We start from the raw sequence: 26571 nt of genomic DNA, 5'->3' as shown, positions 1-26571 counted from the left end.
GGGTTCAGGACGGTCATTGCAGGGTCAGGCGTCTTTTGGACGTCCGGCCTGTGCCATGACTGATTTCGGAACTTTTGATAGACCTACTAAGATATCATTTTTTCGTAATTTTTGGTTACGATCTTAGTATAAGAACGGACTAAAATTGCCTGATCTTCGGTTACAGGACGATGAAATGGCGGGAATTTACGAAATTTTCTAACATTATGATTTTTCTGGTTTGGGAGTATCGCGGTGGTGTGACCGCCTCCCAAAACCCGCTCAAGCCCGTCCATGGGGCGCTTGGGCTCCGCCCCTCAGCGCTAATTGCTCCTGCGTCGCGCTGAGGGTCCTGGGCAGGCCGTCCTTGGCCTGCCCGTGAAGCGCTAGCGCGCTCCACCCAAGGCTCCGCACAGTTTTGGGAGGCGGCCACACCACCGCTCTTCAGACTACTCAGTTATCACCGCAAACCAAGGCCTGACACAGCGTATTCCAGACCAATATTGTCAACAATACGTCAGGCCAGACCATTGCGGGGTCCTAACCTTCCGGCAATAGGTTTGCTTGCTGGAGCCGCTCCCGGATCTGGTCCAAGGCTTCCGGATTGCCCAGGGCGTCCCGGTTATCTGCCTTCTTCGATCCATTGATCAGTCGCGCCACCGCCAGCTCCACTTTCTTGCCGCTACGGGTGTAGGGGATGTCCGGCACCTGGACGATGTGCCTGGGCACGTGCCGGGGGCTGGCGCCTTCGCGGATGCGGGTTTTGAGCTGTTTTTTCAGGTCATCAGTGACTTCCTGGCCTTCGGCAGGGACGACCAGCAGCACGACTTCCACGTCGCCTTCGATCTGGCGACCGACCACGAGGCTGTCCTTGACCTCGGGAATGGTCTCCACCTGACGGTAGATTTCCGCGGTGCCGATGCGCACGCCTCCCGGGTTGAGGGTGGCATCGGAGCGGCCGTAGATGATGGCGCCACCGTGTTCGGTGAATTCGATGAAGTCGCCGTGGGCCCAGACGCCGGGGAAGGTGTTGAAGTAGGCATCGCGGTAGCGTTCGCCCTCGGGGTCATCCCAGAAGCACACGGGCATGGACGGCAGAGGTTGGCGGCACACCAGTTCGCCACGGCCTTCGCTCACCGGTCTGCCGTCATCGCCGTAGGCAACGGCATCGACACCGAGGAAGCGGCACTGGATTTCACCCCGGCGTACCGGGAGCAACGGGGTGGAGCCGACGAAGCAGCCGCAGATGTCGGTACCACCGGCGATGGAGCCGAGCAGCGCGTTCGGGGCGCCGTCGGTGTACATCCAGTCGTAGTCCTCCGGCAACAGCGGAGAACCGGTGGAGAACACCACGCGCAGTGCGTTCTGGTCCAGGGTTTTCGCGGGCTGGAGTTCGGCCTTGCGGCAGCCGGCGATAAAGCGGGCGCTGGTACCGAAGTGGGTGACCTTTTCTTCTGCCACGGTATCCCACAGGAAATTGAGGCTGGGGTAACCGGGGGAGCCATCCACGGTAATCACCGCAGCACCGGTCAGCAGGGCGGAGGCCTGCCAGTTCCACATCATCCAGCCGCAGGTGGTGAAGTACAGGAAGCGGTCGTCGGGGCCAACGTCGCCATGCAGCATCAGCTCCTTGGCGTGGTTCACCAACAGGCCGGCAGTGCCGTGGACGATGCACTTGGGTTTGCCGGTGGTGCCGGAGGAGTAGAGGATGTAGACCGGGTGGTCCGGGTCCATCGGGGTGAAGGACGGGGCCTGCCCCGTGCCGACAGCGAGGGCGTCGTCCCAGGTGGTGACCAGCTCGCCAGGAATGGGGGCTTCGCCCGGCAGCTGCGGGATACTGACGACGGTCTTGAGGGACGGCAGGCCGGCGATCAACTCGGCGAAATCATCCTGGCGGGCGAATACCTTGCCGCCGTAGCCGTAACCGTTCACCACAATCAGCGCCGAGGGTTCGATCTGCCCGAATCGGTCGTTGATGGCACCGATGCCGAAGTCCGGTGACGCGGAGCTCCAGATGGCACCCATGCTGGTGGCTGCGAGCATCCCTACCATGGCTTCGTAGCCATTGGTAACGACGCCCGCGACGCGATCACCCTGACCGATCCCCTTGCTGCGCAGGAAAGCCTCGAGGGCCCCGGCATCAGCTTTCAGTTCGGCGTAGGTCTTGCGCAACACCGGGCGGGTTTCGCAGTAGGCGACCACAGCCTCTCTGTCGGCGTGGTCGCCGTCCGCCAGCCGCAGCAGGTTGGCGGCAAAGTTCAGCTTCATGCCCGGGAACCACTCTGCGCCGGGCATTTCCCGGTTGCCCAGCACCTTGTCCGCGGGGGTATCACAGACCAGACCGCAGTAATCCCACACCTTCTGCCAGAAGGTATCGAGGTCACTGATAGACCATTGGTGCAGGGCATGGTAGTCGGCAAACGGGCCGAAGCCCTGCTCCTCCAGCCAGGCCTTGAATTGGCCCATGCGGGATTGAGTCAGGGTGGCTTCCGTGGGAGACCAGACTACCGGTGATTGTTCTTGATTGCTCATCCGTCTCTCCTGAGTCTTACTGCATATGCCAGCCGTGACTGACCACGATGGACTGGCCGGTCAGAGCAGCGGACGGGAAGGCAGCCAGGTGAACGGCCAGTTCTGCCACGTCTTCCAGGGTGGTGAATTCCCCGTCCACAGTGTTTTTCAACATGACTTTGCTGATCACTTCCTCTTCGGAAATGCCCAGCTCTTTGGCCTGTTCCGGAATCTGTTTGTCCACCAGGGGCGTGCGTACAAACCCGGGGCAGATGATGTTGCTTCGCACCCCGTGCTCGGCACCCTCCTTCGCCACCGCCCGGCACAGCCCCAGCATCCCGTGCTTGGCCGCCACATAGGGCGCCTTCAGAGGGGAGGCTTCCAGCGAGTGCACCGATCCCATGTACAGCATGGTGCCACCGCCGCTTTCATACATGTGCTTGAGTGCCGCTCGGGTCACCAGGAACGCGCCATCGAGATGCACATTCATGACTTTGCTCCAATCGGAATAAGCAAGCTTGTGCACCGGGTCGATGTGCTGGATGCCGGCGTTCGCAATAGCGATATCCAGACCACCCCACTGTTTAACCACATAATTGACGTTTACGTCAACTGCATCCTCGTTGGTTACATCCATCTCAAGCGCGATGGCCGTGCCTCCGGCCTGCTCAATGGCGGTTACCGTTTCCTGCGCAGTTTCCAGTGTCAGGTCTGCCACGGCGACTTTGGCACCTTCTCGACCATAAGCTTCCGCGATAGCTCGGCCGATACCCCGGCCGGCACCGGTAATCAGGGCAATCCGGTTTTCCAGACGCATTGTTGTTTTCTCCTTAGTCGTAAGCCACGCTCGGCAACCAGGTCGCAATCTCCGGGACCAGGAACACGATCGCCAGGGCTGCCAGCTGAATAATGATGAACGGCACAACGCCACGATAAATGTCGGTTACCTTGATCTCCGGCGGCGCCACCCCCTTGATGTAGAACAGGGCGAATCCGACCGGCGGCGTCAGGAACGACGTCTGCAAACACATGGCAAACAAAATGGTGAACCACACCAGATCAAAGCCAAGGCTCTGCACAACCGGGGCCACCAGGGGCAGGATGATCAGGGTGATCTCCACCCAGTCCAGGAAGAAGCCGAGCAGGAAAACTGCAAACAGGATGGTGAGAACCACACCGTAGGGTCCGAAAGGCAGCCCCAACAGGGCGTCTTCGATCACCTGGTCGCCCCCCAGACCCCGCAGTACCACCGAGAACGCGGTTGCGCCGAGGAAGATGGCAAAGATAAATGCAGCCGTTCGGGTGGTCTGCTGCATGGAGGAATTGAGCACGTTCAGGTTCAGTCGACCGGACATCAGGGCCAGCAGCAGAGCACCCAGTGCGCCAACACCGGACGCTTCCGTTGGCGTTGCGATGCCGGCGAAGATGGAGCCCAGCACACCCAGAATCAGCGCGGCCGTCGGTACAACGGCCTTCGCCACTTCCCAGACGATGCCCCAGGTCACTTTCTCGACACCTTCCGGAACGGGCGCAATCTTTGGCTGGAGCATGGGACGGATCATGGCGTAAGCCACGTACAGGGCGCCCAGCATCAACCCCGGAAAGAACGCCCCCATAAACAGGTCGCCCACCGAGGCTTCAGGGACTGCCAGCCGGTCGGCCATCAGCACCAGCATAATGGACGGGGGAATCAGAATGCCGAGGGTTCCGGTGGCACAGGCAGTACCCACGGCAAACCCCTTGTCGTACTTGTTCTCCATCATCACGGGCAGGGACAGCATGCCCAGGAGCACAACGGATGCGCCGATAATACCGGTGGTTGCGGCCAGCAGCACGCCGATGACGATCACTGTGACTGCGTAACCGCCGCGAACGGCGCCAAACAGTTTGACCATGCTGTTCATGAGGCGCTCGGCCACACCGGACTGGTCAAGCATGATGCCCATGAAGATAAACATGGGCAGGGCAACAAGGGTCTCGCTGCTTACCACCTTCCATATCCGCTCGGGTACAAGCCCCATGGAGGAGGAGTAGTCGAACCACAGGTTGGCACCAAAGTTTTCAACAGCGACTACGCCAATGACGGTCCAGATAACCGCGGTGCCACCCAACACCCACGCGACCGGATAACCGGTCATCAACAGCGCCCCGAACGTGAGGAACATGCCGATTACAAAAAGGGTTTCAAGCTCCATCAGGACACATCCTCTTTCTTGTTATCCCCGGATTCGATCCGGATTGGCTTCGGAAAGCCGAAAAGCAGGGCGGTGACTTTCAGCAGACGGGACAGGGCAGCGATAATCAGAAGCACAAAAGACAGTGCCAGGACGCCCTTGAGAATCCAGCGATACGGAAGCCCGGCGGGGGCCTGGCTGGTCTCACCCTGTTCCCAGGAACTGATGGCGTAGGGGATCATTTCGTAGACCGCCAGCACAAGAAACGGCAACAACAGGAGCACCAGGCCGAACAGTTCAATCCAGGCCTGGCCTTTCAGCGACAGGCGTTCATGGATGACATCGACCCGGACATGATCATCGGTTACCAGGGTATAGCCCAGCCCCAGCAACCAGCCTGCGCCGGCCAGATGCCACTGGACTTCTTCAAGAGTTACCGAACCTTGGCCAAAGGCGTAGCGACCCACCACTGCATAGATGATCACGCCGGTGACCACAAACCAGAGCCAGGAAGCACTCTTGCCTATCGCAGAAATCACACCGTCCAAGACCTCGCTCAGCCGGGTGGTCGGGAACTCGGTGTGATGATGAATAAATTGACCGGCGTCCGACGCCGATGGGTGTACATCGGGCGGTGAGCCTTTATCAGACACTGCCATACAACAGTTCCTCGTTCAGAAAGCCTGCCGTGAAACAAGGATGGCCCCGCAGGGCCATCCAGACTCGATCAGAGAGCACCGGAAGCACTCCCGGTGCTCAGGGTCAGCCCCGAACCTTACAGGTCCGCCGGAACATAGGCGCGGGTATCCCAGACCTTGTAGGTTTCCATGAACTCCTGCTGGCTTTCATAGACGCGCTTGAAGTCGGCATCCTTGGCTGCTTCTTCCTCAAGTACCTGCTGGGTCACGTCCTTCAGCTTGAGCAGGACGTCGCGAGGAATCTGGTCGGCCTGAACGCCCTTGTCCTGGAACTCGGCCAGAACCTTGCCGTTCTTGTACTCGCCCTCAGCCAGGCCGCGAGTAGTTGCCGCGGTGCAGGACGCCTCAACCAGAGCCTTCTGCGCTTCAGTGGCACGATCCCACTCATCCTGGTTGATCAACATGTACTGCGCCGTGAACTGCTGGTGCCAGCCCGGGAACAGGTTGTACTTGACCACCTGATTGAAGCCCAGGATCTGGTCGATGGCAGGCATGGAGAATTCAGTGGCATCAATGGTGCCTTTCTCCAGCGCCTGGTACAGCTCGCCGCCGGGCATCATGGTGACGGAAGCGCCCAGCTTCTCGAGCACCTTGCCACCCAGACCGGCAAAGCGAATCTTCAGGCCTTTATAGTCTTCCAGGGATTCGATCGGCTCGGCATACCAACCCGCTGTTTCAGGCCCGATGATGCCGCACAGCTGTGCATGAACGTTGAAGCCCTTGTTGGCATAGGTTTCCTGCAGCATTTCATGACCGCCGCCGTAGTAGTACCAGCCAATGTAGGCCCAGGGCTTCATACCGAAGGGCACAGCGGCAAACAGGGGAATCGCAGGTACTTTGCCCTGGTCGTAACCGATCCAGGTGTAACCGGCAGACACTTTGCCGTCGGAAACGGACTGAAGGATATCGAAGGGCGGAACCAGCTTGCCCGGCTCGTAGACACGAACCTGGATACTGCCATCGGAAGCGGTGGTCAGATTATCGGCGACCCAGGCAGCTGGTGACCCCAGGCCAGGAAGGTTGGTGGCGAAAGCAACGGGCATCTTCCAACGCAGATCGTCGGCGACAGCGGTTCCGGTGGTAAGCGCGATCGCACCGGCAATACCGGTGAGGGCCTTGAAAAGTTTCATCGATGAGTCTCCTAGAGCATTGTTCTTGTATAGGACCGCCGCACAATCGCGGGCGGGTACATCTGAGTGTAGGTCAGACAACGCAGAAAGCAGGAAAAACGGGGGGTTTGGGTCCAACAGGTTTACGCCAATCTTGTTTTCTGCGTTGTTCTGACGTCCTGCACGGTCAGTAGAAGCAGACATCGTGCCACTGAATTTTTTTCTAGTTATTTCAAAAGGATAATGGAGAAAAGCATGTTGGTCGGACACTGTGTTTGTCCGGGAATCAGGACACACCTAGACTCTGGTCGTACGTACTTGTACGGTGTTCGGGACACTTGTCCTGAAATCAGGACATCTTGGCGAGCTTTTCGTACAGCACGGACCGGGAAATACCCAGCAGCTTGGCCGCCCGGCTCCTGTTGCCTCGGGTTGCTACCAGCGCCTCCTCGATGGCCTGAGCCTCGGCGTTGGCAATCGTCTGCGCCAGGGGCCGCACCGATCTCGGCGCCTGAATGGCCAGCGGGCGGGACCCGTTACGCGGCAGCACCCTGAAAATGGCGTCGGCATCCAGCACACCGCCTTCCTCGCTCATGGTCAGGGCCCGCTCCAGCACGTTCCGGAGTTCACGGATGTTACCCGGCCAGTCATAGCTGCCCAGGGCTGAAACACCCGCGTCATTGATCTCGCCCCGCAATTCCAACCCCAGGCAGATTTCTTCCAGCAAGGCCTCGCACAGAACACCAAGATCAGCCATCCGTTCGCGCAGGGGAGGAATGGGGATTTCGAGGACATTCAGGCGGTAGTAGAGGTCGGACCGGAAACTACCCTCGGCAATCATCGCCTCCAGGTTACGACTGGTGGCGGCAATAACCCGAACATCCACCGGTGTGACCTTGTTGGACCCCAGCGGCTCGATCTCGCCCTCCTGGAGCGCACGCAGGAGCTTGGCCTGCAACGACAGCGGCATATCGCCGACTTCATCCAGGAACAGCGTTCCGCCGTTGGCCAGCTGGAACTTGCCCTCGCGGGTGCGCCGGTCGGCGCCGGTGTAGGCACCGGGCGCGACGCCGAAGAACTCGGCTTCGAGCAGATTATCCGGAATGGCCGCGACGTTGACACCAACAAAAGGCTTGTCGGCCCGCCCGGACACCGAGTGAATCGCCTGGGCCAGGACCTCCTTGCCGGTTCCGGTCTCGCCCAGCAGCAGCACCGGCATTTCACGTCCGGCGGCCAGGCGTGCACGGCGCTTGACCTCGAGCGCTGCCGGGCTGGCACCGACAAAGTCACCCAGGCTGTAGCGGGTACCCCGGACCTTTTTCGCCAGGGCCTTGCGGGCTGCCGCCAGATCCTGGTGCAGACGGCGGTATTTGCTGACCAGAGGCGTCAGGGGCTGAAGATCGTCATACAGCACAAAGGCGATCGCACCGACAATATCGCCGTTATCGTCGTAATAGGGAAGCCGGGTCACCACCAGCTGTTGCTGCTGATGTTCCATGATATCCAGGAGCAATGGCTTACCGGTTTCAACAACTTCCGGCATGCGGGTGTGGGGTATGACCTTCTTGACCGGATGACCGATGGCATCCGACGGATCGTTGAGACCGAGCAACTGCGAGTAACTGTGGTTGATCCAGGTGATCCGGGCATCCCGATCCACGGCAATAGCACCGGCGCTGGCCTCCTCGAACATCGGAAACAGCGCTTCAATCAGATCACGCGTCAGTCCGTTCCGATTCTTTTCGCCAAATAACTGCGTCATATAACCTGCGCCGTCGCTCCGGAGATCGTGCATGGAATCAACCCCTGTATCCGGAAATCCGGACACTGTGACGAGAGTATATGGCCCCTCTGACGAGGGGGCAAACGAGGAAGCCCCGGCACCGGGCCGGGGCAGTTACCCGATCAGTCATTCCGGTATCCACAACTGGTCGTCCGTGAACAGGATCCGGTTTTCCGGGTCCGGTTCGGGGCTGATCGGCGGCAGGTTGGAGGCACTCAGGGGCGTGGTAATGCTGCCCCGGGGCTGGGTCCTCACCACCTGATTCGGAGGCAGAGGCTGGTGGTGCACCAGGCGGTCCCAGACCAGGTCGAGTGCCTGGAAGTAATAGTGGTGCAGCGGCACATAGCGGTCCGCAATACCCGGGAAGCCATTGAGCACATCCAGGTGATGGGCATTCAGGATTTCATAGTACCGAAGATTGCTGTGCGCACCTTCGACCCGATGGTTCAGACCGAGGTAGGGCCGTGACGTATGATTGATCGGCAGAATGGCATCGGCCCGGCCAGTCACGAACACCGTCGGCTTGCGCCGCAGATCACCACTGGCCCGAACGTTCGCTATGCCTTCGGCAATGCGCGCTGACCACTCTGCCTGAGCACCCTCCAGCGGCAGGCCGGTACCGGGATCTGCGCCGGAGGCCAGACCGCGCAGACACAACAGGGCATCAAGCCCGTGATCCGGCTGGCTTGAGCTGGGCGAAGTGCTGGCCGCAAGGAGGGTAGGCTGGCCCGCCGCCCCGTCGAACACCAGGTTCACCCCTCCGGTGGGGGGAATGCCATTGCTGGTAGCGAACAGGGCCGCCTCACTGGCCGGACTCAGGGGCATGACCGCACCGGCACTGTCCGTTGCCGCCAGGCTGATATCGCACAACCGGTCCTCTACCCCGGCGCGGCCATAGGCATTGGCGTAGGTCACGGCGATACTCTGGGCCACCGACAGGCCGAAATGCACCGGTGCCAGCAGGTTCTGCTCGGGCTGGATACCGAATTCCTCATTCAGGATACGCAGGGCGTCGGTCGCCCGGTCTTCGGTGGTTGCGCCCGTGACCAGCCCCCGATTGGCGAGTGAGCTGCAGATATTCCCGCCGATCTCCGGTGGATTGAACAGCGCGTTGAGCGGGGCGGCATCGCGGATGGCCGGCGCCTGGTTGGCGCACCCCTGATAGACCGCAAGTGCCGTGGTGTAATCGAGCAGGCTGCGACTGTGCTCCCGAATCACCGGGCCACTGCCCTGGCGGATGGTAAAGCTGTGGTCCACCACCGGGTTCACGTTGGGCTCGGACACCGCCACTCCGTCGATCAGCCCCTGGTCATCCAGCTCGGCGGCCCGAACCGAGGCACCGCCACCGTTGGACACGCTGGAGGCAATCACCACGGTATTGTCGGGGCGGATGGTGGCCAGAATTTCCCCGTTACCCAGCACCCGGCCATACTGCTCGTTGAGCACATAAAAGCCGAACTCGATGGACTGCAGCACATGCCGCCCCCAGTCTGCCTCAGGGTTGACCCCGGAGTGCGCATGTTTCCAGGCAAACCGATCCGGCCAGACTGAATCAAACTGCTGACGCAGCCCATCGGCGAGATCAGCCCGGAACTGCACCGGTTCATCGGCCCCGGTCAGGGTGCCATCAATGCGTTGCGCCGTGTTGGTTGACAGATTATGGGCACCGGTGCCCGTCCCCTTATCGGTGTAGACCACTGCACATCCCTTCTTCAGGCCCCACTCGCCGGCGGTACCGATGGCGCCGTATACCCCCCGTGAGCCCGATGAAGGTGCGGTCACCAGACAGGGCCGGTGGGGATCGAAGCTATCCGGAACCTGAGCCATGACCGTCACAGGCACGTCGCTACCCGACACCGTCATGTAGGCAAGGTATTCATGGCCGGCTATCAGGCCCTCGTTGTCCTCACCGACCTGAGGCCCGAAAAAGACGCCATAACCACCCCCTGGCACGGTATCCACCAGGGCCCGGTAGTTGTTGTAGATGGCCAGTCGTCGTAGCTCGACCGGTGTGGGATTGAGAGCATCATCGAAAGCGGGAGGCGGAGGATTCTGGAGCCCGGAGGCACCCAGGCCTGCCGTAAGGAGATCGTTGGTGACCCCGTCGTACCAGGCACTTTGGACGGTTCCCTGAATGAACTCCGGGCGTTCGTTGAACGGTGGCGCAGCCACGGCCATCCCCGAAACGCCGATCAGGGCGCAGAGCGTGAGTCGTTTCATAGTCGTTCCCTGTTTGTTGTTGTTGGTGAACCAGAGGCCGGCGGTTGCGCCGCCCCTGCCGCTGCCATGCGGGTCCCGTGCCAAGAAGGCAACTTATTGAATTTAAAGGGGTTAAAGAGACACAGGAAGCTCAGCTACAGAAGGATTTCCGGATTTCCGGACAATCTTGAGCGCGCACGGGGCGGCAATGCCGATAACAGTGCCTCCCCCTGGCTTTGTCTCCGGTTCCGGACACTGTCAGGAGATCCGGACAGCCATCACGCTGCGGCAGACCGGTCTGGCGCGCATCCGTAGCCCGGAGTTTCGCGTAACATTGTGGTGACCGGTGCCAAAACAGGAGCCCTGAGGGTGAAACAACGCTGGAAAGCAAACCTTGCTGCCCTGGCCCTGGGCGGCCTTCTGTTGCCCGGGTGCGCCAGCCACAACAACGCGCACCAAGAGCCGGTGGCGCTGCCAGACACCGACTTCGAGGTACGCACCTCTGTGCGATTCTCGCCGGAGGACTGGCCTGAGGCACTGTCTGCCGACCTCTATCTGCCAGAGCTGCCGGGCCCGACACCCGCCGTCCTGCTGGTCCACGGGGGCGGCTGGGAGCGACGCTCCCGGGAGGACATGACCTGGATTGCGGAGGAGCTGGCCGGGCACGGCTTCGCGGTGATGAACATCGATTACCGCTTCGCCCCGGACTACCTGTTTCCGGCCCAGCTGCACGATCTTCAGGTGGCCATGCGCTGGCTGCGTCAGCAGGCAGTCAGCTACCGGATTGATCCGGATGCCATCAGCGCCTTCGGGTTTTCGTCCGGCGCCCACCTGGTGAGCCTGCTGGCCGTGACCAGCGATCCCGGGCACCCTTTGAGCGCGCCCCATGACGGGCCCGCAACCCGACCGATCGCGGTGGTCGCCGGCGGCCTCCCCAGCGATTTGCGCCGGTTCGATTCGGGGCGGCTGATCCGCCAGTTCCTGGGTGGCACCGAGCAGGAGAAACCGGAAACCTACCGGCTTGCCTCACCCATTGCCCATGTCAGCGCCGAAGCTCCCCCGTTCTTCCTGTTCCACGGCAACCTCGACATGCTGGTGCCGGCCGAACAGGCCGAGGACTTCCATAAAGCCTTGCTGGAATACGGAGTACACTCCGAGCTCTACATGATGCATCTGCGGGGCCATATCACCAGCTTCCTGACCGCCGGCAATGCCGTCGAGCAGGCAATCGACTTTCTGGCCCGCTTTGGCCGCGGACAGCAACGTTGAGCTAGCCGAGGCGAGCGAACGGGGCGAGCGTGAATGCCAGAATCACCAGGATGGCGACACAGGCCGCAATGATCGTTACCGGTTTCCGACGGAAACTGTGCCAGAAGCCAACCTCACCCCGGGCCTGGCGCGCCTGGAATTCTTCGCGCTGCCGGTCCTGGCGCTGCCGCTGATACTCCTCCAGCAACACCCGGGCCCGTTCTGCTTCGTCATCATCATGGACCCAGAAGCCCCCCATGCTGATACCCCAGCGACTCGGCGGCGTCTCGTAGTAACGAACCCCATGTTCCTCGAACAGGGCCCGTATCTCGTCGGCCTCGTCGTCGGGTACATAGCGAAGATTCATCAGGTGGTGGGGCATGGTCGTCCATTGGCTGGTATCAGGATCGGGATTGCCTATATGCTAACACCAATGCACCAATGACCGAATTCACGACCAGGACACTGCATGAGCCAGAACCCCCTTCGTCTGCTGCTGGATTTCGATGACCGTATCCAGCGGGACAGGGACCAGCCTTCCGCCTTTCTGCACCGCCGTGACCGCCGCTTTGCACTGGACTGTGAACAGCAGGGTATCCGCCCGGATGCTGCCCGCTGGCTGGCACACATGGATCGGCTCTCCGGCCCGGGCGCCACAGCAACAGCCGGCGGCCTCGAGCTGCGCTTCTGGCGAAGGGTAATGAGCGGTTTTGTCGCCGTCGGCACTCTGACCGGTGCCCTCAGCATGCTGGGGCTGCTGTTCTACGAGGGCGGCCAGCGAATCAACATCACCGTCATCCTGGCGTTTGTCCTGTTACAGCTGATTCTGGCCCTGGCGACCACGGCGCAATCAATGATCGGCTGGCAGCCCTGGCGCTGGTTATTGCGGCGGCTTCACAGGGACCATGCCAGTCCGACCCGGGCCCGGCTCCAACCCCTGTTCATGGCGCGCGCCGCCCATGCCGGGGGCACCGCCTTCGCCCTCGCCGGACTGGCCACCCTGCTGGTGATGGTGGTGGTCCAGGATCTCGCCTTCGGCTGGAGCACCACCCTGAACACCGCATCCGCCGGCTATCACAGCCTGGTCACCACCGTGGCGATGCCCTGGGCCTGGTTCTGGCCGGGGGCGGTGCCATCCCTGGAGCTGGTGGAAGCGACCCGTTTCTTTCGGGCGGCGCCGGGCACGTCGGGTGCCGATCCTGCCCGCTGGGGCCAGTGGTGGCCCTTTGTCGTAATGCTCTGGATCACCTGGACGCTGCTGCCACGGGTTTTCCTGCTGGCGCTCAGCCAGGTGCTGCTGCGCCATCGGGCAGGCAGGCTCCTGGCCCGACACCCCGGCATGCAGGCACTGCTCTATCGCATGGAAACCGCCACCCTGGATACCGGCAGCGGGCATAACGATGCCGGCGATCTGCCCGACACCCGGACCTGGGTTCGCCCGGACACGCTACCCGATACAGCCCTCATGATCTGCTGGGCGGGGGCCGGGGAACCGGAACTACCCCAGCGCCTGCAGGGACCGGATACCCGAACCTTCCGGGCCGGTGGCCGCGCATCCCTGGCCCGGGACGACGAGGTCATTGCCCAGGTGGCCGGCGAACTGGCCGGCTACAAGAACCCTGCGGTCATTGTTGTCACCCGCAGCTGGGAACCTCCCACCGGCGAGCTTCATGACTTTCTGGAATCGGCCCGTGAATGCTGGCCCTCGGGTACCCGGGTGGCCCTGCTGCCACTGGCCCACGACCCGAACCGATTACCCCAACCACACCTCGTCCAACCCTGGCTGCGTTTCACCGAACGCCTGCCGGATGGCTTCGCCTCGGTGGCCTTGCCACCCACCGACCAGCCGGGTCCGTACCTCGCAGGGAGCGTCCAGCAATGACCACACCACCGGTGTTCGCCGTCGTCGGCCACCCGAACAAGGGCAAATCCAGTGTCGTGGCCACCCTGTCCCAGAACGACGCCATCGCCATTGCGCTGGAACCAGGCACCACCCGGGCCCGGCAGGATTATCCACTGACTGTCGACGGCCAGGTTCTCTACACCCTGGTGGACACCCCCGGCTTCCAGCGGCCCCGGAGGGTGCTGCAGTGGCTGGAGGCGCACAGTATTTCCGCATCGGACCACCCGGAAACGGTCAGGGCCTTCGTGCTCCAGCACCGGGACGACAAACGATTTGTCGACGAATGCGAATTGCTGGCGCCAATCGTGGAGGGGGCGGGAATTATTTATGTGGTGGACGGCTCGGTGCCTTACAGTGCCGAACACGAGGCGGAAATGACCATCCTGCGCTGGACCGGTCGCCCCAGCCTGGCCCTGATCAACAGCATCGGCGAGGACGACCACAGTGATACCTGGCAGTCAGCACTTGGCCAGTTTTTCCAGGTAGTGCGGAAATTCGACGCCGTTCGGGCCCCGTTTGAACAACATCTCAGCCTGTTACGGGCATTCGGTCAGCTGGAGCCGGACTGGGAAGAACCGCTGGAAAAGGCCACCCGGTTCCTGTCCGAACAGCGCAGCCAGCGACGGCAGCAGGCCGCCGGCCTGATTGCCCGCGCCCTGGAGGATCTGATGTCCTGGCAGGAAAAACGCACCCTGACCCTCAACCAGGTGGCGGAGATCAGCGATGCCAGCCTGGCCGATACCCTGAGGGAGCGATGGTACCGGCATCAGCGCCAGCGCGAACAGACCCTGCGAATGGAGATTGAGCACCTGTACCAGCACCAGCGCATCCAGCGCCAGGAAGCCGAACTGCAATGGCACAGCCAGCACGATCTGTTCTCTGAGGATACCCGAAAACACTGGGCGGTCAGCAAACGTTACCTGGCGACCGCCGGCTTTGGCGCCGGTGCCGTGGGCGGCGCCGGCATTGATGCCATAACCCTGGGTTCGTCGCTGGGGACCGGGGCGTTGGTCGGCGGTCTGATCGGTGCCGCCGGCAGTTATTTCTACGGCGACCGGCTGATTCTTCCGGCACTGAACATCGGGCCTCTGAAAGACGGCCTGAAAACCGCCAGCTTCGGCCCTGTACAGGACAGCCAGTTCGGCTATGTTGTACTGGGACGTGCCGTGGATCACTGGTGGCACATCAGCCACCGGAACCATGCCGGCCGCGATCTGCTGGAACTGGAACCGGCTGATCACCACTGGCTGGAAGAGCTGGACAAGACCAGCCGGCGGGAGATCCAGCGGGCCTTGGACCGCTGCCGGAAACAGCGCCCGCTGAACGACCAGCAGCGCCAAAAACTCGCTGCCGCCGTCGAACAGGCCATGGCGGTTTATGACGACTGGCGGTTGAACCGGGCCTGAAGCGCGTGTTTATACTGTATGGCTATTCCATCACAAAATGAGGAATGCGAATGAAAATTGTACGAGTGCAAGACATCATCGGTACCGAGCGCGAAGTCACCGGCCCGGGCTGGACCAGCCGCCGCATGCTCCTGAAAAAGGACGGCATGGGCTTCTCGTTCCACGAGACCATCATTCCGGCAGGCGCCGAACTGAACCTCTGGTACAAGCACCACCTCGAAGCCGTTTATTGTGTAGGCGGTAACGGCAAAATTTTGGACAAGGCCACCGGTGAGGTGCATGAAATCACCGACGGCACCCTCTATGCACTCGACAAGCACGACCAGCATACCCTGTACGGCGGCACTGAAGACATGCGCCTGATCTGCGCCTTCAACCCGCCGGTTACCGGCCGCGAAGTGCATGACGAAGACGGCGCTTACCTGCCGGACACCAGCGAAGACTGATCCGGCATACCGTGGCTGAACACCAGGCCGCGACCACACCGCCACCGCCAGCCCGACTGCTGCCGGTGGCGGTGTTGCTTTGGCTATCCGGCGTTTACCTGCGGATCCCCGTCCTTGTGGCGCCGCCCCTGGCGCCCTTTATCGGCGAAGAGCTCGCCCTCTCCAAGGCACTGACCGGCGCCCTGACCACCCTGCCCATCCTGATGCTCGCCATCGGCGCCATGCCCGGCTCCCTGGCCATCTCCCGCATCGGACCAAGGAACACCCTGGCGCTGGCCATGGTCATCATGGTGATCGGCTCCGCCAGCCGTGGCCTCGCACCGGAAACCATGACGCTGATGCTTGCCAGTGCCGTCATGGGCCTCGGCGTTGCCATGATGCAACCGGCCCTGCCCGCCCTGTTGCCACGTTGGCTGCAACCACACCATCTGGCCCTGGGCTCCGCGATCTACATGAACGGCATGCTCATGGGCGAGTTCATCGGCGCCGGCATTACCTTGCCGGTGCTGATGCCCCTGCTGGACAACAGCTGGCGCGCCACCCTGATGGCCTGGTCGCTACCGGCCCTACTGGTCGCCGCAGCCCTGTTCCTGCCCGGACGGGACCTGGCCCGCCCCGTCCGCAAAGCCGCCTGGCTGCCGGACTGGAGCAACCCGCTGACCCTGAAAATCGGCCTGCTGCTGGGCCTGTCAGGATCCATGTTCTTTGGCCTTAACGCCTACATGGGCAACCTGCTCGAGCAGCAGGGCCAGTTCGACAAGCTCTCCGAGGCCCTGTTCTGGTACAACATCGCCCAGGTCTTCGCCTCCCTGGCCATGCTCAAATTCGCCCGTGCCTGGGTCGGTCGGCGGATGCTGATCGTGGCCATGGCTACCCTGAGCATCCTTGGCACCGCCGGCGCCATTGTCCTGGACGGCTGGTGGTCCATTGCCAGCGCCACCCTGATGAGTTTCGTCGCCGGTATCCTCCTGATCCTGCTGGTTGCCCTGCCGCCACTGCTGGTCAGCTCCGAAGAAACCGGCCGCCTGTCCGCCGGCACCTTCCTGGTGGGCTACACCCTGGCATTCTCGGTACCCATGCTGGGTGGTTTGCTGGCCGACTGGACCGGTGACGTACGTCATGCGGTGATGGTGATGATCGGATACAGCGTGGCGGTGCTGCCGCTGGCGTTTACGCTGGACCTCAGGCGCAGGGAGGGGCGTGAAGATGGGGTCAGAAGAACGCCTTCTTCTGACCCCGGAGCATGACGAAGAGACCGGGGAAGGGTCATGAAATTGGGGTCAGAAGAACGCCTTCTTCTGACCCCGGGAGTGTTTGTGCCCGAAGAACAAGCACCCCTTGCCTCGGCCACCCCCCAGGTCACCCCGCCACTCAGATGTAGTAGTCCTTGAGCGGAGGAAACCCATTAAACTCGACGGCACTGTAGGTCGTCGTATAGGCCCCGGTTGAAAGCCAATACATCCGATCCCCGATCGCCAGATTCAGCGGCAAAGGATACTTGTGATGCTCATACATGATATCGGCGCTGTCACAGGTCGGCCCCGCGATCACACAGTCCTCGCCCTCACCAGCCTTCTCCGTCCAGATCGGAAACTTGATGGCTTCATCAAGTGTCTCGATCAGCCCCGAGAACTTGCCCACATCGGTGAACACCCAACGGTGCAGGGCGGTGCGGGACTTCCGGGAAATCAGCACCACCTCACTGACCAGCACACCGGCGTTGGAAATCAGTGAGCGTCCCGGTTCGATGATGATCTCCGGCAGCGCGTCGCCAAAATCCTCACGCAGGAATCGGGTAATTTCTTCGGCATACACCCCCAGCTCATTGGTGCGGGTAATGTAGTTCGCGGGGAAGCCACCGCCCATGTTGATCATCTTCAGCTCGATGCCGTCCTCTTCCTTCAGGCGCTCGAAGATCACCTTCACCTTGTTCAGGGCCGCATCCCATGCACCGATTTCCCGCTGCTGGGAACCGACGTGGAAAGACACGCCATAAGGCACGAGACCGAGATCACGGGCGAGGATCAGCAGGTCCATGGCCATGTCGGTCTGACAGCCGAACTTTCGGGACAGCGGCCAGTCCGCCGTCAGGGTGCCCTCGGTCAGGATGCGTACGTACACCCTCGACCCCGGCGCGGCCCTGGCAATGTTGCGCAGGTCGGCCTCGGAATCGGTGGCGAACAGGCGAACACCCTGCTCGTAGAACGTGCGGATGTCCTTCGCCTTCTTGATGGTGTTGCCATAGCTGATGCGGTCGCCGGTCACACCCAGGGCCAGCACTTTCTCCAGCTCATAGACCGAGGCGATGTCGAAGTTGGCACCCTTGTCCCGCAGCATGGTCAGGATCTGCGGGGCCGGGTTCGCCTTCACCGCGTAGTAAACCTTGGCATAGGGAAAGCCTTCCACCAGCTCGTTGTACTGGCGGTCAATGGTTTTGGTATCGATCACCACAAACGGCGTTTCTCGGGTGTCGGCAAAATCCTTGATGCGCTTGAAGGTCTCGGTGTCGTAGTAATCGGCGATGTTGGCGTTAACGGCTTCGGTCATGGGTGGTGTTTCCCTCCACAGGGCAAACAGGCATAAAAAAAGGCGCTACAGCAACGCTGCAGCACCCGTAAGATGGCGCGATCATCGGGCTTTTCCCCGATCACCGCAAATGCGCATATCTACCCATAGGTAAAACAAACAGGGTGGGAGGGTTATGGCATGGAAATTGTCACCAGAGCACAGGCTCAGACCGCCACCGGCCACCGCGGCGGTCCGGTAGGACCGTCCGGATCCCGGGGTTCGCTCTGTTGTTTCAGATACCCGAGAATGGCCTGCTGCAGGTCGGTGCCCTTGTCCAGGCCCTTGTTGCCAAACAGCCGGTTGAACTCCAGCACGTAGGGGTAACCTTCCACCAGCGCGATATCGAACCCGGCATGATCTACCCCGAGCTCCCGGGCAAGCCTCAGCGCCAGGTCGATCGCCGCCTGCGGCACCGGGCTGTTGTCGATCCGGCCACCCCGGGCCACGTTGTTGTAGAAGCCCTGGTCCGCCTGGGTGCGCCAGTAGGCCGTCAGTACCTCATCCCCGATCACCACCACCCGGACATCACGATCGATGGGCAGGTATTCCTGGGCGTAGAGTACCTCGGTGCGTTCGCAGTAGCGGCGCCAGTCCTCCCGGGTCTCGATCAGCCATACACCGTCGCCCATGCTGGCCTTAGGAAGCTTGGCCACGAAGGGCAGGCCCATGGCGTCCCAGACCATCTCGCGCTCCCGGGGGCCGTTGGCCTCGATCATGGTCCACGGCGTGTGTTCCGGTGCCACGGTCTGAAACGCGCGGGTCATCTCGACCTTGTCATGGCCGATCCGGTAGCTGGCAACACTGGGGAACACCCGGCACTTGAGGCCGTGGACCAGGGCGTTCAGTTGCCAGTATTCCGGGAACAGCACCCAGTCTGCCTCCCTCAGCAGCGCCTTGTGCTGCAGGTAGTGCTCGGGCTTGAGCACGGTGGTGTCGGGAAAACCGAGGGTACGGAACGCATTGAAGGAAACAAGGTGCATGGTGACTGCCGCACTGATGGGAAACTGCACGCATTTTATTCAGCTTCGGGCATCTGGCAAGCGGTATTATCCGTCGACCCCGACAAAATCGAGCTGAGAGAAACCCTGCTACGCTCTGATAGACCGGACATCCAAAGAAAACCGGAGAAATCACCATGGATACAAAGGCTCGCGCCATCCTCGAAACCACCCGAGAGGATCAACAGTCCGGAGCAACACAGCTGGCACGAAAAACGATTCAGGGGATTCACCAGTGGCTGCTCTCGGAAACCGTGCCCGCCACTGCCCTGGATGAACTCTTCGAGAGCCTGAGCGCAGCCCGACCGAGCATGGTCCCCCTGGCCAACGCCATAGCTCGCTGCCGGGAGCTGTTTGGCGCCTGGCGAGACCACAGCAATGTGTCCGAGCAGGCCGCCCCGGTGGTCAGTTCGGTACTGGAACAGCTGACCCGGGCCAACGAGCGGGTTGCCCTCAGCGCCGCCGAGCTGGTGCCCGAACAGGCGACCATCCTTACCCACAGCCGCAGCTCCCAGGTGGTGGCCCTGTTACGGTTGCTGGCTGAACGCCAGCACCCCTTTTCTGTCATCTGCACCCAGAGCAGTCCCGGCAACGAGGGGTTTACCCTGGCCCGGGAGCTGGATGAGCTGGGGATCCCGGTAACCCTGATCACCGATGCCCAGCTGGGACTGTTCGTCCCCGCAGCGGATATTGCGTTCAGTGGCTGCGACACCTGGCTTTCAGACCAGCACTTCGTGAACAAGAGTGGCAGCTATCTGCTCGCCCTTGCTGCCCGGGACCGGGGCAAACCTCTCTGGGTGCTGGCAGACAGCTTCAAGGACAGTTCCGCTACGACCGGGTCGGTGCATCTTGAGGAAATGGCGCCGGAAGAACTCTGTGGCCCCACCGGCGCCCATATCCGGACCCGCAATATCTACTTCGAAACCGTGCCGGTGCGGCTGGTCACCGGACGGGTCAGCGATCAGGGCGTTTTTTCGTTCCCTGCTGGGCCTCGGCGGTAAACGGATCCTCCGGCCAGGGGTGCTTGGGGTAGCGACCACGCATGTCCTTACGCACGTCCGGATAGGCATTGCGCCAGAAACTGCTCAGGTCGGCGGTGACCGCCAGAGGCCTCTGCGCCGGGGACAACAGGTGGATGACCACCGGGACCTCGCCGCCGGCCACTCTGGGGGTTTCAGTCCAGCCAAAGAGGGCCTGAAGCTTGGCTGCAAGCACCGGACCGTTGTCCGGGGTGTAATCAAGCGTGACTGTCTGCCCGGCGGGAATGGTCAGGGTTCGGGGCGCCAGGGTTTCCAGCTGTTGCTGCTGTTGGTAATCCAGCAGCGAGCCCAGGGCCTGGTGAAGATCAAGCCTGGCGAGATCGGACCAGCGCTGCAGACCGGCAAGGAACGGGCCCAGCCAGGTGTCCAGGCTTGCCAGCAGGGCATCATCCCCGGTATCCGGCCAGTCCCCCGGAAATGTTTCCGCCAGCAATCGGACCCGGGCACACCACTGCCGCGCTTCGGGCGTCCAGGGCAGACTGTCCAGCCCTTTCCTGCGCACCGCATCCAGCAGACCCTGCTGAAGCAGCGCGGGATCCACCTGGGGCAATGCCTGCTCGGCCAGCACCAGCTCCCCGAGCTTCCGCACCTTGCGGGCAACCACGGTGCCCCGCCGGTCATCCCACAGGGCCTCGTCCTGCTCCGTGATGTGGTCGGCCAGATCCTGTTCCAGGTCCGGTAGATCCACCGGTGCAGCCAGGTAAATGGCCGCCTCCCGGGCCTTGCCATCCAGATCGGCAGCCACCAGCCAGTCGTGGCGGGCGAGGGGATCCTCCTCTCGCAACACCGCCCCCTTGCCATTGCTCAGTTGATAGCGCGGTGCCGATCCGCTGCGCCGGCGAGCGATCCGGTCAGGATAGGCCTGGGCCAGCAATCGGCCCACAAGGGCCTCACCCGGTTCCGGGCCCTGGAGGGCACCGGTATCCAGACGTTTTGCCGCCTGCCGCACGGCTTTCAGCCGGGCCGGATCGACGCGCCGACCGCCCAACTCGCCGCGCAGCTGGCGGACCCTTTGGTGCAGGTCCGCCCCTTCACCCGGCCCCAGCAGATCCCTCTCCCCGAGCAGAGCGGCCAACTCCGCTGCCAGCCCGCCGAATCCCAGCTTCCGTCCGCGAAGGACCATATGAGCCAGACGGGGGTGAATACCGAGGTCCCGCGCCGCCTTGCCATGGTCGGTGATGGCTCCCTGGTCATCAAGCAGGTCAAGCCATTGCAGCAGGGCCACCGCCTGTTGCCAGTGGGGCCGGGGAGGAGGGTCAATCCAGGCCACCTGGTCTGGCGAGCGAGCGCCCCATTGGGCCAGCTCCAGCACCAGTGGCGCCAGATCCGCCTCCCGAATTTCCGGGGGCGTGAACTCCGCCAGACCAAACTGCTCCGATTCACTCCAGAGCCGGTAACAGACACCCGGTTCCACCCGGCCAGCCCGGCCCTTTCGTTGTTCCGCCGACGCCTTCGATACCCGGCCGGTTACCAATCGGGTCATGCCACTGTTGGCATCGAACACCGCCCGACGCTGCTGACCGGCGTCGATGACCACCCGCACACCCTCGATTGTCAGACTGGTCTCGGCTATGGCGGTCGCCAGCACCACCTTTCGGGTACCATCCGGGGCAGGCGCAATGGCCCGGTCCTGAGCTTCGCCACTGAGGTTGCCATACAGGGGCGCCAGAACGACGTGATCCGGCACCTGGCCCTGCAGCTGCTGCGCCACCCGGCGGATCTCGCCAGCACCGGGCAGGAAGACCAACAGGGAACCGGTCTGGTCACGAAGGGCTTCCTGCACCACCGCCACCACCTGATCCACAAGCCGTGCGTTCCGGGGCGCTGGCCGGTAAGCCACTTCCACCGGATACGCCCGCCCTTCGCTACTGATCACCGGCACATCACCAAGAAACCGGGCGATGGACGCTGTTTCCAGCGTGGCCGACATCACCAGCAAACGCAGGTCTTCCCGCAGTGCTTGCTGGGACTCACGCACCAGGGCCAGTCCCAGGTCTGCCTGCAGGGAACGCTCGTGGAATTCGTCGAATAGAACGGCGGCGTAGTCTTCCAGCATGGGGTCGTTCTGGATCAGGCGCGTCAGGATGCCCTCTGTGACGACCTCAATCCGGGTGGTACCGGAAACCCGGGTATCCAGCCGGGTTCGGTAACCCACTGTCTGGCCCGGCGACTCACCCAGCTGTCTGGCCATGAATCGCGCAGCCGAGCGCGCCGCCAGCCGCCTCGGCTCCAGCATCAGAATCTTGCGATCCTCCCGCCAGGGGGCATCCAGCAGAACCAGAGGTACACGGGTGGTCTTCCCCGCGCCCGGAGGAGCCTGTAACAGGACGGTCGTATTGGTCACCAGAGTCGTTTTCAGCTCCGGCAGGATTCGGTCTATGGGCAGCATAGTGTTGCCGTCGTTGTCAGGGTTCACGCGCATGCCAGATTTCCGGCCGGGGCACGAAGAACGCGAACACCAGCCCGAACGCCAGTGCCCCCACCCCAATACCGAACGCCGACACCAGCGTGCCGCCGCCATCGAGCCACTGCTTGGTCAGCCAGGGCCCCACCATTTGGGTGAACCCATAGAGCGCCACCATGGCCGCTGACAGCCGCGGGCCCTGATGCGGATGCAGGGCGCGACCGATACGCTGGGTCAACAGGACGGTACCGAGGAAGGTGCTACCGACCAGAGCCGCGCACAGGATCAGTCCAAGCCCCTCAGGCAGGATGACGGCAGCCAGGACGCCCAGTAGCTGAATCAGAAAGTTCAGCTTGAGAGCCGGGAGATCGCCGATTTTGCCGCCCAGCTTGTTCCAGAGCCAGGGCGCGGGAATGGTAAACAGAGCCACGATGACCCAGGTGCCGTCCAGCAGCCAGTGGCCCGGGGACAGCTCCAGCTTCGCTAGCAGGGGCAGGAAGGTCATCGGCAGAATGTAGCCGAGACCGGCACCGGCGTAGGACAGGAACAGGGGAATACTGGCCCGGTCCAGCAATGGAGTGGTGACCGGCTTGCCGGTATGGTTCAGCTCGCCGACGGGCACCTCGAGCCGCATCAGCCTGGCCGCGCCCCACCACGCCAATGGAATGGACAGCAGCGCCGCCGGCCACCAGCGCTCACCGCCCTCTAGCCAGTTGGCACTGCCGGTTACCAGGCCACTGGACACCAGTAACCCGAGGCCGACACCGATGTAGACGAGCCCGCTTCTGGAGGCCCGGTTACGCAAGACCAGCCACTCGAGAATCAGCGCCGGCGCATGGACAAACACCATGCCGTTGGCCACACCGTTCAGCCAGCGACTGGCCGAAATGAAGGTCAGGTTATCGGTCTGGGTGATCACCAGGGTCGTGATCACATGGACGGCGAGGGATACCGGCAGCAGCGTGCGAATCTGGTCAATCCGGTGCCAGCGGATCGCCAGCATGGCGCCCATCAGGTAGCCCAGGTAGTTCCAGGTGGCCACCGCCGCGCCGTTAGCCGCACTGAACTGACCATCGTCGACCAGGTAGGGCAGCAGAGGGGTGTAAATGAACCGGCCAAGACCGTGAACCACCAGCAACACCAGCGCACCGGCGGCAAGGACGGAAAACAGCTCTTTGGGTGGGGTGGAACTCTGGGTTGGCATCGGCGAACAATCCGGCGGTCGGTTAATCAGCCCAACAGTCTAAGCCACCCCTGACCGGATGTCTTTTGGACCATGGCCAAAAATACCCGTCGATCAGGAGCTTGTCCGTTCCCGATTGGCCTTGGCCCACTGATAGATCCGCTCAAAGGCCTGGGCCAGTTCCTCCGGCCGGTGCGGTGGCTGAATCAGCGCCTGCAGCTGTCCGTCCGGGTTCAGCAACGCAAAATGACCGCTGTGATCCACCAGCAACTCCCCGTCCACCTCCCGGTGGACGAACACCGCGCTCAGGCTCTTCGCCAGGGCCCGGGTGGTTTCGAGATCCCCGGTCAGGCCGTGGAAGTGCTCCCCGAAGAAGGCAGTGTAATCCTTCAGCTTCTGCGGCGTGTCGTGTTCCGGATCGGCACTGATTAGCAGGTAGTCCGGCTGCGGCAACTCCGCCGGCAGGCGCTGGTCCAGCTGGCGCAGATTCGCCATCGCCGCCGGACAGATATCCGGGCAGTTGGTGTAGCCGACAAAGGCGAAGGTCCAGCGCCCCTTCAGATCTTCCCGGGTCACTGTCTCGCCGTTCTCGTTGGTCAGTGTGAACGGCACCAAGGGCTTGGCCTGGTCATACACATAGGTATTGAATTCGGCGAGATCCGGCGCCGGCTGCGGATCTCCGCCCACCAGATAAACCTGGCGGGCAACCACAAGACCAAAAATCAGCAGAACAATTAACAGCAGCGCAACCAGCGTTATCCGCACGGACCGATTCATCAGTACTCCAATACCAAACTCCGGGACTAGGAGCGGGCGGGGGTACCTTTTCTTCTGGGAACAAACAACTCGCTACGCTCAGACAATTGTTCCCGCCAGAAAAGGTACCCCCACCCACTCCTCCAGACTGTGTGCCTCGGGTTAGAAGAAAACGAAATGATCCACAAGGAGTACCACAAACAGCGCCATGAGATAAGTGATGGAATACTTGAAGGTATTCAGGGCGACGCGGCGATCATCACCCTTCAGCAGCCGGATGGCGTACTGCAGGAAGCGCAGGCCAAGGGCCAGGGCACCGATGAGATAGATACCGCCGGACATGCCTGTGACAAACGGTAGCAGGCTGACCGCCAGCAACATCAGGGTGTACAGCAGGATATGCAGCTCGGTGTACTTGTTGCCGTGGGTAACCGGCAACATCGGGATTCCTGCCTTGGCGTACTCCTCCTTGCGGTGGATGGCCAGAGCCCAGAAGTGCGGCGGTGTCCACGCGAAGATGATCAGGACCAACAGCAGGGCGTGACCTTCCACCTGCCCAGTGACCGCGGTCCAGCCCAGCAAGGGTGGCATCGCACCGGCGAGGCCGCCGATGGTGATGTTCTGGGGTGTCGCCCGTTTCAGGAACAGGGTATAGACGCCCGCGTAACCCACCAGAGAGGCCAGGGTCAGCCAGGCCGTCAGGTGATTGACCATCAGCATCAGGATGGCCATGCCAAGGCAGGCCAGCAGGGTGGCAAACACGATGGCATCGGTCGGGGCAATCTTGCCCGTGGCGACCGGGCGCTTGCGGGTGCGGGCCATAACGGTGTCGATCTTCTGATCCACGACGTGGTTCACGACCGCAGCAGCACCCGCCAGCAGGGCGATGCCCAGGTTACCAAACAGCAGTACGCTCCAGCCGGGCACCCCCGGAGCCGCCAGCAGCATGCCGATCACGGAGGTCAGGATCATCAACGCAACCACCCGGGGCTTGGTCAGCTCCAGGTAATCCCGCCAGGAAATGGTCTTTCCGGAAACACTCGCGTTATTCCGGGCCGGCAGCGCCTTCACTTGCTCGCTCATGCCGTTACCTCCCGATTTATGGTTGTCGTTTGGGTTGCGTTTGTAGTCTGGGTCCCGGGTAGCAGATGGTGGCGCCAGACGAGATGAATCACGGCCAGCAGCAGTCCCGCACCCATCGCGTTATGAGCCACCGCGATTGAAAGAGGAATGTGAAGAAGCACGTTGGCCAGTCCCAGCGCAATCTGCGCGGCCAGTACCGCCGCCACCAGGATAATGGACCGGTCCAGACCGCTGGCACCGCGCCGCTGCCACATCAGGGCCAACAGGACCGTAAACCAGGCCAACACGACCATCGCGCCAAGGCGATGGGTGACATGAATGGCGACCCGACCATCCGCCGTCAGCTGCCCGCCCAGGTAGTTCGGACCCACGTGCTGGGCGACGTCAAAGCCATGGCGAAAATCCATGCCTTCCGGCCACCACTGGCCCTGGCAGGTGGGCAGATCGGTACACGCCACCGCCGCATAGTTCGCCGCAGTCCAGGCGCCCAGGGCGATCTGCAGCACGACCAGCAGTAATCCGCCGTAGAGCCAGGGCCGGAACCGGGCCAGGCCGGGCGCCGTCACGGGTCTGGGTAGGGCTCTTGCCTTCCTCCACAGGCGCAGGCTCAACAAGGTAAGCAGGCTCAGGGTGGTGAAGCCGCCCAGCAGGTGCAGGGCGACTACCTGGGGCCAGAGTTTCAGGGTGACCGTCCACATGCCGAACGCGCCCTGGAGAACGATGAACCCGGCGATGAACAGAGGTAGCCTGACCGGTACGCCGGTCTTGCGATGCCGCACGGCGAGCGCCGCGAGGCCGAAAACCACCAGCCCAAGCGTCCCGGCGGCATAACGGTGGATCATTTCCGGCCAGCCCTTCTCCACATCCACCGGGGTTTCCGGGAAGCGGGCGTTGGCGATAGCAATACTGGACTCACTCTGGGGCACGGTCAGGAAGCCGTAGCAGCCCGGCCAGTCCGGGCAGCCCAGGCCGGCATGCACCAGCCGGGTCCAGGCGCCCAGCATGATGACCACCACCGCCAGGCAGGCTGCGAAGGTCGCCCAACGGGCCATGGTTCGGTGGATTCCGGAATTCGAGCAATCG

Annotated in this window: 21 protein-coding genes; 6 read left to right on the top strand and 15 right to left on the bottom strand. The window is 62.3% G+C overall.

Annotated elements, in window-relative coordinates; translation table 11 throughout:
• Window positions 1-519: 519 nt before the first annotated feature.
• The 7 genes from MD273_RS11695 to MD273_RS11665 form a co-directional block, all read right to left on the bottom strand.
• Window positions 520-2511 (bottom strand): acetoacetate--CoA ligase, encoded by a 1992-nt coding sequence (locus tag MD273_RS11695; protein WP_239037971.1) that lies wholly within the window; start codon window positions 2509-2511, stop codon window positions 520-522.
• A 16-nt stretch (window positions 2512-2527) separates the two neighbouring features.
• The gene (locus MD273_RS11690) at window positions 2528-3307 is read right to left on the bottom strand and encodes a 3-hydroxybutyrate dehydrogenase (RefSeq protein ID WP_239037970.1); all 780 of its coding nucleotides are present in this window, start codon (window positions 3305-3307) and stop codon (window positions 2528-2530) included.
• A gap of 13 nt (window positions 3308-3320) precedes the next feature.
• Entirely contained in the window at window positions 3321-4685 is a 1365-nt protein-coding gene (locus tag MD273_RS11685; RefSeq protein ID WP_239037969.1) for a TRAP transporter large permease, read from the bottom strand.
• Window positions 4685-5323 carry a TRAP transporter small permease subunit gene (locus MD273_RS11680; RefSeq protein WP_239037968.1) on the bottom strand — a complete coding sequence of 213 codons (639 nt, stop codon included), beginning with the start codon at window positions 5321-5323 and terminating at the stop codon, window positions 4685-4687. The genes MD273_RS11685 and MD273_RS11680 overlap by 1 nt, the downstream gene beginning before the upstream one ends.
• A gap of 116 nt (window positions 5324-5439) precedes the next feature.
• Window positions 5440-6492 carry a TRAP transporter substrate-binding protein gene (locus MD273_RS11675; protein WP_239037967.1) on the bottom strand — a complete coding sequence of 351 codons (1053 nt, stop codon included), beginning with the start codon at window positions 6490-6492 and terminating at the stop codon, window positions 5440-5442.
• Between the two features lie 328 nt (window positions 6493-6820).
• Window positions 6821-8233: a sigma 54-interacting transcriptional regulator gene (locus tag MD273_RS11670; RefSeq protein ID WP_239038477.1), complete on the bottom strand. Its 1413-nt coding sequence runs from the start codon at window positions 8231-8233 to the stop codon at window positions 6821-6823.
• A gap of 147 nt (window positions 8234-8380) precedes the next feature.
• Window positions 8381-10474 carry a 3-hydroxybutyrate oligomer hydrolase family protein gene (locus MD273_RS11665; protein WP_239037966.1) on the bottom strand — a complete coding sequence of 698 codons (2094 nt, stop codon included), beginning with the start codon at window positions 10472-10474 and terminating at the stop codon, window positions 8381-8383.
• 348 nt (window positions 10475-10822) lie between these two features.
• On the opposite strand from MD273_RS11665, the gene MD273_RS11660 reads away from it, so the two are divergent.
• Window positions 10823-11722 carry an alpha/beta hydrolase fold domain-containing protein gene (locus tag MD273_RS11660; protein ID WP_239037965.1) on the top strand — a complete coding sequence of 300 codons (900 nt, stop codon included), beginning with the start codon at window positions 10823-10825 and terminating at the stop codon, window positions 11720-11722.
• Window position 11723: 1 nt separating this feature from the next.
• Here the strand turns inward: MD273_RS11660 and MD273_RS11655 are convergent, their stop codons facing one another.
• Window positions 11724-12083 carry a DUF6164 family protein gene (locus tag MD273_RS11655; RefSeq protein ID WP_239037964.1) on the bottom strand — a complete coding sequence of 120 codons (360 nt, stop codon included), beginning with the start codon at window positions 12081-12083 and terminating at the stop codon, window positions 11724-11726.
• Window positions 12084-12170: 87 nt separating this feature from the next.
• On the opposite strand from MD273_RS11655, the gene MD273_RS11650 reads away from it, so the two are divergent.
• Genes MD273_RS11650 through MD273_RS11635 form a run of 4 tightly spaced genes read left to right on the top strand, consistent with a single transcriptional unit; the run spans window position 12171 to window position 16703 of the window.
• Window positions 12171-13583 carry a DUF2868 domain-containing protein gene (locus MD273_RS11650; protein ID WP_239037963.1) on the top strand — a complete coding sequence of 471 codons (1413 nt, stop codon included), beginning with the start codon at window positions 12171-12173 and terminating at the stop codon, window positions 13581-13583.
• Window positions 13580-15010, top strand: a complete 1431-nt coding sequence (locus tag MD273_RS11645) for a GTPase/DUF3482 domain-containing protein (RefSeq protein ID WP_239037962.1) — start codon at window positions 13580-13582, stop codon at window positions 15008-15010. The genes MD273_RS11650 and MD273_RS11645 overlap by 4 nt, the downstream gene beginning before the upstream one ends.
• Before the next feature lie 50 nt (window positions 15011-15060).
• Complete coding sequence (locus MD273_RS11640) at window positions 15061-15456, top strand: ectoine synthase (protein WP_239037961.1); 396 nt, start codon at window positions 15061-15063, stop codon at window positions 15454-15456.
• 11 nt (window positions 15457-15467) lie between these two features.
• The gene (locus tag MD273_RS11635; protein WP_239037960.1) at window positions 15468-16703 is read left to right on the top strand and encodes an MFS transporter; all 1236 of its coding nucleotides are present in this window, start codon (window positions 15468-15470) and stop codon (window positions 16701-16703) included.
• 124 nt (window positions 16704-16827) lie between these two features.
• On the opposite strand, the gene MD273_RS11630 is transcribed toward MD273_RS11635, so the two are convergent.
• Together MD273_RS11630 and MD273_RS11625 are read right to left on the bottom strand one after the other, a co-directional pair.
• On the bottom strand, window positions 16828-18003 hold the full coding sequence (locus MD273_RS11630; protein WP_239037959.1) for a type III PLP-dependent enzyme: 1176 nt from the start codon (window positions 18001-18003) through the stop codon (window positions 16828-16830).
• Between the two features lie 185 nt (window positions 18004-18188).
• Entirely contained in the window at window positions 18189-19004 is an 816-nt protein-coding gene (locus MD273_RS11625; RefSeq protein ID WP_239038476.1) for an ATP-grasp domain-containing protein, read from the bottom strand.
• 155 nt (window positions 19005-19159) lie between these two features.
• On the opposite strand from MD273_RS11625, the gene MD273_RS11620 reads away from it, so the two are divergent.
• Window positions 19160-20023, top strand: coding sequence for an eIF2B alpha/beta/delta subunit family protein (locus tag MD273_RS11620; protein WP_239037958.1), 864 nt, complete (start codon window positions 19160-19162; stop codon window positions 20021-20023).
• Here the strand turns inward: MD273_RS11620 and hrpB are convergent.
• The 5 genes from hrpB to MD273_RS11595 form a co-directional block, all read right to left on the bottom strand.
• Window positions 19977-22451 carry an ATP-dependent helicase HrpB gene (gene hrpB, locus MD273_RS11615; RefSeq protein WP_239038475.1) on the bottom strand — a complete coding sequence of 825 codons (2475 nt, stop codon included), beginning with the start codon at window positions 22449-22451 and terminating at the stop codon, window positions 19977-19979. The genes MD273_RS11620 and hrpB overlap by 47 nt on opposite strands.
• 16 nt (window positions 22452-22467) lie before the next feature.
• Window positions 22468-23670: a YbfB/YjiJ family MFS transporter gene (locus tag MD273_RS11610; RefSeq protein WP_239037957.1), complete on the bottom strand. Its 1203-nt coding sequence runs from the start codon at window positions 23668-23670 to the stop codon at window positions 22468-22470.
• Window positions 23671-23763: 93 nt separating this feature from the next.
• Window positions 23764-24426, bottom strand: coding sequence for an SCO family protein (locus tag MD273_RS11605; RefSeq protein WP_239037956.1), 663 nt, complete (start codon window positions 24424-24426; stop codon window positions 23764-23766).
• A 141-nt stretch (window positions 24427-24567) separates the two neighbouring features.
• A complete protein-coding gene (gene cyoE / locus MD273_RS11600) occupies window positions 24568-25488 on the bottom strand; it encodes a heme o synthase (protein ID WP_239037955.1) in 921 nt (306 codons plus the stop codon).
• Window positions 25485-26540: a COX15/CtaA family protein gene (locus MD273_RS11595; protein WP_239038474.1), complete on the bottom strand. Its 1056-nt coding sequence runs from the start codon at window positions 26538-26540 to the stop codon at window positions 25485-25487. The genes cyoE and MD273_RS11595 overlap by 4 nt, the downstream gene beginning before the upstream one ends.
• Window positions 26541-26571: the final 31 nt, after the last annotated feature.

The organism is Marinobacter sp. C7 (assembly GCF_022343555.1).
In the GTDB taxonomy this organism is placed as follows: Bacteria; Pseudomonadota; Gammaproteobacteria; order Pseudomonadales; family Oleiphilaceae; genus Marinobacter.
Note: the sequence above shows the minus strand (reverse complement) of the source record. Positions and strands in the feature narration are given on the sequence as shown.

Bases quoted from the DNA above. Each gene is read 5' to 3' on its own strand.
- MD273_RS11695 (WP_239037971.1), bottom strand. From the start codon at position 2,511: ATGAGCAATCAAGAACAATCACCGGTAGTCTGGTCTCCCACGGAAGCC.
- MD273_RS11690 (WP_239037970.1), bottom strand. From the start codon at position 3,307: ATGCGTCTGGAAAACCGGATTGCCCTGATTACCGGTGCCGGCCGGGGT.
- MD273_RS11685 (WP_239037969.1), bottom strand. From the start codon at position 4,685: ATGGAGCTTGAAACCCTTTTTGTAATCGGCATGTTCCTCACGTTCGGG.
- MD273_RS11680 (WP_239037968.1), bottom strand. From the start codon at position 5,323: ATGGCAGTGTCTGATAAAGGCTCACCGCCCGATGTACACCCATCGGCG.
- MD273_RS11675 (WP_239037967.1), bottom strand. From the start codon at position 6,492: ATGAAACTTTTCAAGGCCCTCACCGGTATTGCCGGTGCGATCGCGCTT.
- MD273_RS11670 (WP_239038477.1), bottom strand. From the start codon at position 8,233: ATGACGCAGTTATTTGGCGAAAAGAATCGGAACGGACTGACGCGTGAT.
- MD273_RS11665 (WP_239037966.1), bottom strand. From the start codon at position 10,474: ATGAAACGACTCACGCTCTGCGCCCTGATCGGCGTTTCGGGGATGGCC.
- MD273_RS11655 (WP_239037964.1), bottom strand. From the start codon at position 12,083: ATGCCCCACCACCTGATGAATCTTCGCTATGTACCCGACGACGAGGCC.
- MD273_RS11650 (WP_239037963.1), top strand. From the start codon at position 12,171: ATGAGCCAGAACCCCCTTCGTCTGCTGCTGGATTTCGATGACCGTATC.
- MD273_RS11645 (WP_239037962.1), top strand. From the start codon at position 13,580: ATGACCACACCACCGGTGTTCGCCGTCGTCGGCCACCCGAACAAGGGC.
- MD273_RS11640 (WP_239037961.1), top strand. From the start codon at position 15,061: ATGAAAATTGTACGAGTGCAAGACATCATCGGTACCGAGCGCGAAGTC.
- MD273_RS11630 (WP_239037959.1), bottom strand. From the start codon at position 18,003: ATGACCGAAGCCGTTAACGCCAACATCGCCGATTACTACGACACCGAG.
- MD273_RS11625 (WP_239038476.1), bottom strand. From the start codon at position 19,004: ATGCACCTTGTTTCCTTCAATGCGTTCCGTACCCTCGGTTTTCCCGAC.
- MD273_RS11620 (WP_239037958.1), top strand. From the start codon at position 19,160: ATGGATACAAAGGCTCGCGCCATCCTCGAAACCACCCGAGAGGATCAA.
- hrpB (WP_239038475.1), bottom strand. From the start codon at position 22,451: ATGCTGCCCATAGACCGAATCCTGCCGGAGCTGAAAACGACTCTGGTG.
- MD273_RS11610 (WP_239037957.1), bottom strand. From the start codon at position 23,670: ATGCCAACCCAGAGTTCCACCCCACCCAAAGAGCTGTTTTCCGTCCTT.
- MD273_RS11605 (WP_239037956.1), bottom strand. From the start codon at position 24,426: ATGAATCGGTCCGTGCGGATAACGCTGGTTGCGCTGCTGTTAATTGTT.
- cyoE (WP_239037955.1), bottom strand. From the start codon at position 25,488: ATGAGCGAGCAAGTGAAGGCGCTGCCGGCCCGGAATAACGCGAGTGTT.
- MD273_RS11595 (WP_239038474.1), bottom strand. From the start codon at position 26,540: ATGGCCCGTTGGGCGACCTTCGCAGCCTGCCTGGCGGTGGTGGTCATC.